The sequence below is a fragment of the Mycobacterium sp. genome (genome assembly GCF_049278535.1).
Taxonomy (GTDB): domain Bacteria; phylum Actinomycetota; class Actinomycetes; order Mycobacteriales; family Mycobacteriaceae; genus Mycobacterium.
In genome coordinates, this window is sequence record NZ_JBAPMI010000391.1 from 1 (window position 1) to 10475 (window position 10475).

Annotated in this window: 9 protein-coding genes and 1 pseudogene; 8 read left to right on the top strand and 2 right to left on the bottom strand. The window is 64.9% G+C overall.

The window, feature by feature from the left end:
* The 4 genes from WAO18_RS25365 to WAO18_RS25380 all read left to right on the top strand — a co-directional run.
* Positions 1 to 530: acyl-CoA dehydrogenase (locus WAO18_RS25365; RefSeq protein WP_422208977.1), on the top strand; the 530-nt coding region annotated here is incomplete at its 5' end.
* Between the two features lie 165 nt (positions 531 to 695).
* Complete coding sequence (locus WAO18_RS25370; protein ID WP_422208978.1) at positions 696 to 1433, top strand: flavodoxin family protein; 738 nt, start codon at positions 696 to 698, stop codon at positions 1431 to 1433.
* 21 nt (positions 1434 to 1454) lie between these two features.
* The gene (locus tag WAO18_RS25375) at positions 1455 to 2405 is read left to right on the top strand and encodes a DUF5996 family protein (protein ID WP_422208979.1); all 951 of its coding nucleotides are present in this window, start codon (positions 1455 to 1457) and stop codon (positions 2403 to 2405) included.
* A gap of 57 nt (positions 2406 to 2462) precedes the next feature.
* Positions 2463 to 3935, top strand: coding sequence for an MFS transporter (locus WAO18_RS25380; RefSeq protein ID WP_422208980.1), 1473 nt, complete (start codon positions 2463 to 2465; stop codon positions 3933 to 3935).
* 72 nt (positions 3936 to 4007) lie between these two features.
* On the opposite strand, the gene WAO18_RS25385 is transcribed toward WAO18_RS25380, so the two are convergent.
* Positions 4008 to 4697 (bottom strand): RraA family protein, encoded by a 690-nt coding sequence (locus WAO18_RS25385; protein ID WP_422208981.1) that lies wholly within the window; start codon positions 4695 to 4697, stop codon positions 4008 to 4010.
* Positions 4698 to 4953: 256 nt separating this feature from the next.
* Here WAO18_RS25385 and WAO18_RS25390 point away from each other — a divergent pair, with 256 nt between their 5' ends.
* Both WAO18_RS25390 and WAO18_RS25395 read left to right on the top strand, forming a co-directional pair.
* Positions 4954 to 5934 carry a phosphotriesterase-related protein gene (locus tag WAO18_RS25390; protein WP_422208982.1) on the top strand — a complete coding sequence of 327 codons (981 nt, stop codon included), beginning with the start codon at positions 4954 to 4956 and terminating at the stop codon, positions 5932 to 5934.
* Positions 5931 to 7403, top strand: coding sequence for an AMP-binding protein (locus WAO18_RS25395; RefSeq protein WP_422208983.1), 1473 nt, complete (start codon positions 5931 to 5933; stop codon positions 7401 to 7403). The genes WAO18_RS25390 and WAO18_RS25395 overlap by 4 nt, the downstream gene beginning before the upstream one ends.
* Here the strand turns inward: WAO18_RS25395 and WAO18_RS25400 are convergent.
* A complete protein-coding gene (locus WAO18_RS25400; protein ID WP_422208984.1) occupies positions 7369 to 8538 on the bottom strand; it encodes an acyltransferase family protein in 1170 nt (389 codons plus the stop codon). The genes WAO18_RS25395 and WAO18_RS25400 overlap by 35 nt on opposite strands.
* A 205-nt stretch (positions 8539 to 8743) precedes the next feature.
* Between WAO18_RS25400 and WAO18_RS25405 the strand changes: the two genes are divergently transcribed.
* Both WAO18_RS25405 and WAO18_RS25410 read left to right on the top strand, forming a co-directional pair.
* A complete protein-coding gene (locus WAO18_RS25405) occupies positions 8744 to 10000 on the top strand; it encodes a DUF3068 domain-containing protein (protein ID WP_422208985.1) in 1257 nt (418 codons plus the stop codon).
* 36 nt (positions 10001 to 10036) lie between these two features.
* Positions 10037 to 10475, top strand: a pseudogene (locus tag WAO18_RS25410) (hypothetical protein); the annotation flags it as partial.

Genomic DNA, 10475 nt, shown 5'->3' on the forward strand with positions numbered 1-10475 from the left:
ACATCCGCGACGCGAAGATCGACTCGCTCTACGAGGGCACCACCGCGATCCAGGCGCAGGATTTCTTCTTCCGCAAGATCGCGCGTGACAAAGGTGTGGCGCTGGCGCATGTCGCCGGACAGATCCACTCCTTCATCGACAGCGACGAGGCCGACCAACGGCTGAAGGTGGAACGTGCTTACCTGCGCACCGCCCTCGAGGACGTGCAGGCGATGACGGCCACCTTGACCGGTTACCTGATGGGCTCGAGCGAATCTCCGGGCGACCTGTACAAGATCGGGCTGGGCTCGGTGCGATACCTGCTTGCCGTTGGCGACCTGCTGATCGGTTGGCAACTGCTCAAGCATGCCGAAATCGCCGTGCGGGCACTGGATTCCGGTGTTGATGGCAAGGACAAGTCCTTTTACGAAGGCAAGATCGCGACGGCGCAGTTCTTCGCGGGCAATGTGCTGCCGGAGATCACGGCGACGCGTGGGATCTTGGCCCGCACCTCGACTGCGCTGATGGACCTCGACGAAGCGGCATTCTGACCCTGGGTCGCCGGCACCCCCGCCGACGTCGGCGGCCTTGTCGATCGGCGCGGTTTGCAGATTGCTCGTCACAACCACCTTCAGAGCGGTTAACTGGGACCAGGCGACAGCAGCCACCCGATCAGGATCTGGGCTTCCAACCGACCAGGTAGAAGGATTACCACCGTGCCGACCGTCCCCGACGCCGCCGACCCTTCGGTGCCGCGATTTGACGGGTTGCGAGCGCTGTTTATCAACACAACCCTGAAGCGGTCCCCCGAGATCAGCCACACCGAAGGACTGATACATCTCAGTTCGCAGATCATGCGCAGTCATGGGGTCGTGGTCGACGAGTTGCGCGCCGTCGACCACGACATCGCCACCGGCGTGTGGCCGGACATGACTGAGCACGGTTGGGCCACCGATGAATGGCCGCAACTGTTCGCTCGGGTGCTCGATGCACACATCCTGGTGCTGTGCGGCCCAATATGGTTGGGCGACAACAGCTCAGTGATGAAGCGGGTGATTGAACGCCTCTACGCATGTTCGAGCGTTCTCAACGACAGCGGTCAGTATGCCTACTACGGCCGGGTCGGTGGATGCCTGATGACCGGAAACGAGGATGGAATCAAGCACTGCGCCATGGACGTCCTCTACAGCCTGCAGCATCTCGGGTACACCATCCCACCCCAGGCTGACGCGGGCTGGATCGGCGAGGCCGGGCCGGGCCCGTCATATCTCGACCCCGGGTCGGGTGGACCCGAAAATGATTTCACTAATCGCAATACCACGTTTATGGCGTACAACCTGATGCACCTGGCGCGGATGCTGACCGCGGCCGGGGGTATCCCCGCTTACGGCAACCAGCGCAGCATGTGGGAAGCCGGATGCCGACCGGATTTCGCCAACCCCGAACACCGGTAACCACCGAAATGAGGAGCGACCGTGACGACACCGCACCAAAACTCCGACGCGTGGCCTAGCTTGCGGGTAGACGACTGGGCTCCAACCCGCGACACACTGCACATGTGGGCCCAGATCGTCGGCAAGGTTCGGCTCGCGCATTCTCCGATGGTCAATCACTGGTGGCAGGTGACCTCGTACGTGACTCCGCGGGGGTTGACGACTTCGACGATTCCTTATGGGACAGAGGCTTTCGACATTGAATTCGATTTCGTAGACCACGTGCTGCTGATCCGGAGCAGCACTGGCGCAACCCGTACCGTGCGGTTGGAACCGAAATCGGTGGCCGAGTTCTACTCGCAAACGATGGGTGCACTCGACGAGTTGGGATTTCACACGCGCATCCAGTCGCACCCAAACGAGGTAGACCCGGCCCCACGATTCGCCGATGATGTCGAGCACGCGTCATACGACCCTGACGCGGCGAACCTGTTCTGGCGTCAGCTGCTCCAGGCGAACCGCGTACTCGGCCAGTTCCGGTCCCGCTTCATCGGCAAAGTAAGCCCTGTTCATTTCTTCTGGGGTGCAATGGATATCGCATGCACCAGGTTTTCCGGCCGTGGCGCACCCCGCCACCCCGGCGGCGCCCCGAACGTCGGCGACTGGGTGATGGTCGAGGGATACTCGCGCGAGCTGAGCAGCTGCGGATTCTTTCCCGGCGGCGGTGACGAAGGCGCCTTTTACGCATACGCCTACCCAGAACCCGACGGCTTCGCTGGCCACCAAGTCAGCCCCGCGGAAGCCCATTACAACAACGACTTCGGTGAGTACCTGTTGCCGTATGAGGTCGTACGACAGGCCGCCGACCCCGATCGGGTACTTCTTGGCTTCTTGCAGGACACCTACGAAGCGGCGGCGATTCACGCCGACTGGGACCGCACCTCCCTCGAAGACGACCCCGATCGTTGGAAGGCGTACCAAATACGGGCATGACGGACGCGATTTGGGAAGGTAGGTCAGTCATGAAGCAGCCCAAAACGTTTGCCGCCGATGGCTGACCCGCACCCAGTGCCGTTGGCAGCACCCGGCGCGCGGTGGCTGATCGCGGCCGCGGTTCTCGGCTCCGGGATCGCGATGCTCGACGGCACCGTAGTCAACGTCGCGCTTCCCACCATCGGATGGGAGCTTGGTACCGGGTTGTCTGGTCAGCAGTGGGTGCTCGACAGCTATCTGCTGTCGCTGAGTGCATTGCTGCTCTGGGGAGGCGCGGCAGGCGACCGCTATGGCAGGCGCCGTGTCTTTATCGGCGGCCTGGTGGTTTTCACCGCAGCCTCTCTCGCATGCGGTCTTTCACCGACCGCGGGCTGGCTCATCGGGGCACGGTTGGTGCAGGGCGTCGGTGCGGCGGCATTGGTGCCCGGCAGCCTCGCACTGATCGCCGCAGGGATTACCGACAATGACCGGGGCCGTGCGGTGGGAATTTGGGCAGGCATGTCGGGAGTGACCACGGCGCTCGGCCCGTTCATCGGCGGTTGGCTGGTCGATGCCGCATCGTGGCGCTGGGTGTTCTTCTTGAACATTCCGCTGGCCGCGGGGGCGATGTGGATCGCCGCCCGCCACATTCCTGAATCCCGTGACAGCACAGCCCAGGGGCGTTCGGACATCTTGGGCGTCGCATCGATCGCACTCGGCCTTGGGGGGGCGATCTACGCACTGATCGAAGCACCGTTGCACGGCTGGACACCAGCCATCGTGACCGCCGCCGCCGTCGGCGCCACAACGCTGATGATCTTTCCGGTGATCGAGGCACATGCGACCGCACCGCTCCTACCCCTGGAGCTGTTTCGCTCCCGCCAATTCACCGGCGCGAACCTCACCACCCTCGCCGTGTACGCCGCGGTCGGCGGTGCATTCTTTCTGCTGGCCCTGCAGCTGCAGCAAAGCCTGCGCTACTCGGCGTTGGCCGCCGGCCTCGCAACGCTGCCCCTTACAGTCATCACGATGATTGGCGCCCCGTGGGCGGGTGCCCTCGCGGGGCGCACGGGCCCACGGCTACCCATGACTGCCGGCCCGCTGATCGGCGCCGCAGGTTTGGCGTTGATGGTTCGCATCAGGCCCGGGGCGTCGTATCTCGACGCGGTGCTGCCGGCCGTCGTTGTCTTCGGCGTCGGGCTGGCGATCACTGTAGCTCCGCTGACCGCGGCCGTCCTTGCCGCCGTGTCCGACAACCACGCGGGAACCGCTTCGGGCGTCAACAACGCCATCGCGCGACTCGCCGGCCTGCTCGCCATCGCGGTGCTGCCGGTCGCGGCCGGTATGCGCGCCGGCGCCGGACAACCCCTCGGCCGCAGCTTTACAGTTGCGATGCTCATCGCGGCGGCCCTATCCGCCACCGGCGGAATTGTCGCGGCCGTGACCATCCGCTCTGGCACCGACGTCGCACACCAGGTGCTGCCCGGGATCAACCATGCCTGCCAAGACCCGGGCACGAGACACGCTGCGCAGGTACAGGAGACCGCCTAGCCACGCAATTCGTGGTCCGAAACAGGGGGATTGTCCTCGACGGGTTGGCCGCGCCCGCTTATATCCGGGGGTTCACCTTTCGGCCACCGTCGGACGATGTCGTTCGTTGCCTGCCGACCATTCGTCGCGAATTTGTTGCAGTGATTCGCGATCTTCGGCGTCGATTTTGGACGCTTCATCTAGAACGCGGTCCAGGCTGCCGGCTGGGATTACGACCGCGCCGGCCATGTCTGCGTATATGTAGTCGCCGGGCGTAATCAGTACGCCTCCGACCTCGACCGCGATATTGGCCGCGTATGGCATTACGGTCTCGCCGCCCCATCGCGTGGCCTCGCCACGGCACCAGGTCGCGAAGTCATAGCGACGCAACTCGTCGAAGTCTCGCAGCCGCCCGTCGGTTAGCACACCAGCCAGCCGATTGTTCATCACCCGCGACAGTTTGGTGCCTCCACCGTGAGAGGCGTCAGGATAACCTCCGTTGGACAACACAAGTACCCGCTCGTTCGGGTCCTGCCCGATTGCCTGGTAGAACAGGTCGGCAAAGCCCCGTTGGTTCTCGGGAAGGTCATCGCGGTAAGGCAGATACGCGATGGTGACCGCCGGGCCGAAAAGTGGCCGCGTCGGGTCCGGACTGGCCAACGCCAGGATGTGCGCACGGTGCGTGTGAATCCGCGCCATCGCATCCACCAATGCGGCGCAGCCCAACTCGGCCGCGCGCATCGCCTGCGTGCTTTCACTGCCGGGGGTTTCGTTACGTTTCATTGGCATCCCTTCCCGATCGTCGAAGGCGATTCCGTCAGCGGCCTGGTTTTCGAGCGGATCACTTCGGGTCGCGATCTTTGCTCAGTTGTGTTGGGCCGCGAGCGTCGCGTGCGCGCCGGGCACCCTTCGTCGGGCCTCGATACCAGTCCAGCACTGCAGCCGTCGTTGCGTGATGTTTTCGAGCTCCGCGCTCGAGGAGCCTTTATCGACGACGAACCCGTCGACGGCGACACGCAATGGGCTTAGCATCGGGTGCGTGTCGCAACTGAATACCGCACGCGGACCGATCGATACCTCCGATACCGGCGTCACGCTCATGCACGAGCACGTGTTCATCATGACCACGGAGATCGCGCTGAACTACCCAGAGGCGTGGGGCGACGAGGACAAACGCGTGGCCGACGCGATCGATCGGCTCAACGAGCTGAAGTCGCGCGGCGTCGACACCATCGTCGACCTCACCGTGATCGGGCTGGGCCGCTACATCCCCCGCATCGCCCGCGTCGCCGCGGCCACCGACCTGAACATCGTCGTCGCGACCGGTCTGTACACCTACAACGACGTCCCCTTCCGGTTCCACTACGAGGGCCCGGGCGGGATGCTGGATGGCCCGGAGATCATGTCCGACATGTTCGTCCGCGACATCGAGGAGGGTATCGCCGACACCGGCGTCAAGGCCGGAATCCTCAAGTGCGCCACCGACGAACCCGGTGTCACACCGGGTGTCGAACGCGTGCTGCGCGCGGTGGCCCAGGCGCACAAGCGGACCGGGGTGCCGATCTCCACGCATACCCACGCCGGGCTGCGGCGCGGGCTCGAGCAGCAGAAGATCTTCGAGGAAGAGGGCGTCGACCTGAGTCGGGTGATCATCGGCCATTCCGGTGATTCCACCGATGTCGGCTACCTCGAGGAGCTCATCGCCGCCGGCTCTTACCTGGGAATGGACCGGTTCGGGATCGACGTGATACTGCCGTTCGAGGAGCGGGTGGGCATCGTGGCGACGATGTGCGAGCGCGGCCACGCCGACAAGATGGTGTTGTCTCACGACGCCAACTGCTACTTCGATGCGTTGCCCGAAGAGCTGGTGCCACAGATGGCGCCGAACTGGCACTACCTGCATATCCACAACGACGTGATTCCGGCGCTCAAACAACGCGGTGTCACCGACGAGCAACTGCACACCATGCTCGTCGACAACCCGCGCCGCATCTTCGAGCGGCAGGGCTCCTACCAGTGACCGGAGCCGACCTGGTTCCGCCGATCGGCGTCCAGATTTCCGCGCTGGCCGCACTCGCCCCGGAAGAGCCGGCTGTCACGTGTGACGGGCGCACACTGACTCGCGGCGAACTCGACCGCTCGACCAACCGCCTGGCCCGCGCCTATGCCGACCGCGGTGTCGGCGTCGGCGACTACGTGACCATGGTGCTGCCCAACGGGATCGAATGGATTCAGGCCGTGGTCGCGTGCTGGAAGCTGGGCGCGGTGCCGCAGCCGCTCTCCGCGCGGCTGCCCGACGCCGAGCTGGCCGGCCTGCTGGAACTGCGGCCGCCGACATTGCTGGTCGGCCGTGAGCATGATGAAATATCAAGCGTGCCAGCCGGTTTCACTCCTGATCCGGCATTTTCTGATGATGGCTTGCCGGAAGCGGTTTCGCCGGTCTGGAAGGCGATGGGGTCAGGGGGCAGCACCGGCCGGCCCAAGCTCATCGAATCCGGCGGCGACAGCCGGATCCCCGCCGCCATCGGTTACCCGTTGGGCGCCCAGGAGGGCGACACCACGTTGGTACCGGTGCCGCTGTCGCACAACACCGGCTTCACCACCGCGACCGTTGCTCTGCTGATGCGCCACCACCTAGTGCTGATGAGCCGGTTCGAGCCGGAGAAATTCCTCCGGCTGATCAGCGACTTTCACGTCACGTTCCTGACGACGGTGCCGACCATCATGCAGCGGGCGCTGCCGGTCTACCACGACAACCCCGACGCCTACGACCTGTCGTCGCTTCGTCGCTTCTGGCACTTGGGCGCACCGTGCCCGCCTGCCATCAAACAAGCCTGGATCGACCTTCTCGGACCGGAGAAGGTCTGGGAACTCTACGGCGGCACCGAATTACAGGCGTTGACGTTCATCTCCGGTGACCAGTGGCTGGATCATCGGGGCTCGGTCGGCATCGTCGTTGCCGGCGAGATGAAGGTGCTCGACGACGACGGCAACCCTTGTCCGCCCGGCGAAGTGGGCGAGATCTACATGCGGCCCAGCCCGGGCAGCGCGCCTACCTATCGTTACGTCGGCGCCACCGCGAAGTCCCGCGACGGCTGGGATTCACTCGGCGACCTTGGCTACTTTGACGACGACGGGTTTCTTTACATCTCCGACCGCCGAGTCGACATGTTCACCGTCGGCGGGCGCAATGTGTACCCGGCCGAGATCGAAGCGGCGCTCTCCGAACACCCGGATGTATTGTCCTGCTTGGTTGTCGGTGTGCCCCACGAGGATCTCGGGCAGGTGCCGTACGCCCTTGTTCAGGCCGGGTCGGCACTGGATGCGCAGACCCTGCAGACGTTTCTGCGCGACCGCATCGCCGGCTACAAGGTGCCGGAGACCGTCGAGTTCGTGGACACCCCACTGCGGGATGACGCCGGCAAGGCACGCCGGTCCGCGGTCCGCAACGACATCATGGCGCGATTGCATCTTCTTGACGCGGGCTGACGGGTCCGGGTGCGGCTGACTGCTTGCTGCGGGATTCCCAGCGCCGCAACGCTTCTCGGCAGGGTGATTCGACCAGCGCATAGCTCACCGCGGAAATCGCGACGGTGAAGACCAGGGTCAGCGCCAACACCTCGGGCATGTGTCCGTGGAAAGCGAACTGACCGATCACCGGGAAGACCATCGTCAGCGCGGCAAGATGCCAGATGAAGATTCCGTAGGACCAGCGACCGAGCGTCACCATCGGGGCGCTGCCGAGGAGTCGATGACTGTCGTCGGGCCGGTCGAGAACCAACGGCGCCACCAGACCCGCCGCCACCAGGGCGCCCATCGCGGTCTTAACGGTGAATTGCGCGGCGGTGCTCGGCACCAACCCCGCCGGTCCGGCCAGCGGCGAGGCCGCGACCAGGTAGGCCACCACCACGCCGGCGGCCACCAGCCAGCGATGCCGTGCCACCCGATGCGGCCAGCCGACCGGGGTGTGAATCCATTCGGCCAGCAGCATGCCCGCGGCGAACCAGGAGAAGAAGGCCGGCGGCCAGGTCAGCGGGTTCAGACCGGCAGGGGCGTCGAACGGGATCCAGCCCCACAACAAGCTCGCGACAGCGACAGCGGCGATCGCCGGCACCCGGGCGCGGACCGGCAGTCGCGCGGCCAGCATCGCCAGGATCGGCAACGCCAGATAGAAACTGACCTCGACCGACAGGCTCCACATTTGGGTCAGGCCGGCGGTCAGCGTCAGCGGGACATACACCTGGGTGAGTGACAGATTCGCCAGCCACACCGTCACATTCGGGTGATTGCCATCCGGCAGCAGGGCCAGAATCACCACGACCGCGACAACGTAGGCCGGCATGATGCGGACCACGCGCGATCGCAAGTAGCGGCCGGTGGCAGGGCGCGGCGCCAAGCCACGCGCCGCCGCGGCGTGGCTGCGCCACAACAAGAACCCCGACAATGCGAAGAACACCGCCACCGCCAGGTCGAAGCGGCCGAACAGCCGGCCGTCGATTCCGCTGGAGTGCCCGGTGTCGAACGCGACGTGGGTGATGACGACGCCGATAGCCGCGCAGGCTCGCATGCCTTCGACGGCGGGCAGGAAGCTCCGAGTGCCGCCCACCTGGCTAGTAGTCGTCATGACGACAGTGTGCCCGGTTAACTGGGTACACCCGATTTGCCCACCGTGGGGAGATAAACGGTGACCTTAAATAATGCTGTTAGGGTCGAACGAGTTTTGCTTCGCTGCAGCACCGTAAGCGAGTAGAACCCCAGGTCGCGGGGGTTCGGGACGGAACAGGTTTGGTGGCCTGAACCGAACGAGACCAGAAGGAGGTCACGGCAACGTGAACCGAGCAGTCATGTTGCGGATGGCCGCGTGCGGGATCATGGGACTCGGAGCCGCGTTATTGATCGCCGCACTGCTGTTGTCGACCTACACCGGCAGTAGGATCACCAAGATCCCGCTCGACCTGGACGCGACATTGATCGGTGAAGGCAGTGGGACAGCAGTAGACCCCGCCTCGCTGTACAGCCCGAAGCTCGTCGTCGACAAGAACGTTCCGCTGGTCTCGCAGCAGCAGATCGACGTTGAATCCCCCGCCAACGCCGATGTCGTCACGTTCCAGGTGGGCAGCTCGGTTCGGCGCAGCGACAAGCAGAAGGATTCCGGCCTGCTTCTCGCTCTGGTCGACACCGTCACCCTCAACCGGAAAACCGCGTCGGCGGTATCCGACGACACTCATCCCGGCGGCGCGGTGCAGAAGCCGCGCGGGTTCAAGGATGAAAGCCCGGCGACCAACATCGCGTTGCCGCACGACGGGTTGTCCTATCGATTCCCATTCCACACCGAGAAACGGTCGTACCCGTACTTCGATCCGATCGCGCAGAAGGCCTTCGAGGCCAACTACACCGGTGAAGAAGACGTCAACGGCCTGACCGCTTACAAATTCACCCAGGATGTCGGCTACGACGCCGACGGCAAGCTGGTCGAGCCGATCAGGTACCCGTCGCTGTACGCCGACGACGCGGACAGCAAGGTCACCAACACCGCGGCGATGTGGGGCCTGCCCGGCGATACCGAAGAGAAGATCACCATGACCCGCTATTACGCGGCGCAGCGGACCTTTTGGGTGGACCCGGAATCAGGAACGATCGTCAAAGAAAAAGAGCGCGCCAATCACTACTACGCCCGCGACGCGCTGAAGCCGGAAGTGACACTGGTCGACTACACGATCACGTCCAACGAAGGGTCCGTCGAGTCACAAGTCAATGCCGCGCGCAACGAGCGCGACCGGTTGGCGCTGTGGTCCCGCGTCCTGCCCATCACCTTCACCGCGGCCGGCGTGATCGCGCTGATCGGCGGGCTGCTGCTCGGCTCGTTCAGCTTGCGGACCGAGAACGCGCTGGCCGAACCCGACCCGGATGCAGCCGACCAGGGGGGCTTCTTCGGCCGTGGCGAGCCACCGCCCGCGCGAGTACCCGGCGCCGAGGCCGAGACCGAGAAGATTCCCACCCAGCCCAAGGACGTCAAGCGAGAGCAAGGTCAGGGCCCGTCGAGTTCGGGGGGTCCTTCGACGTCGGGTCCACCCGACCTGCCCTAGCTGGTCCGACGCGTGCGGGCGCTACCCCACTGGGCTGTGCGGTGGTCTCGTCCCGGCTATGCGCTGGTGTTGGCGCTGCTGGTGGTGGGACCGCTATTGAGTCCGGGCTATCTGCTACTGCGCGACGCGGTGTCAACGCCGCGCTCCTATTTTTCCGACAGCGCCCTCGGGCTGATTTCGGCGCCACGGGCCACACCACAGGATTTCGCGGTCGCGCTCGCCTCGCGCTGTATCGACGGCGGCATCGTGGTCAAGGCTCTACTCGTCCTTGCGCTGTGGCTGGCGGGCTGGGGTGCGGCGCGACTGGCCGCGCATGTGTTGCCGGAATCCGGTGCGGGCGGCGAGTTTGCGGCGATCACGCTGGCGATCTGGAACCCCTACGTCGGCGAACGGCTCCTGCAGGGACACTGGAGTCTGCTGCTCGGCTATGGCTGCCTGCCGTGGGTGGCGACGACGACTCTGGCGCTGCGATCGG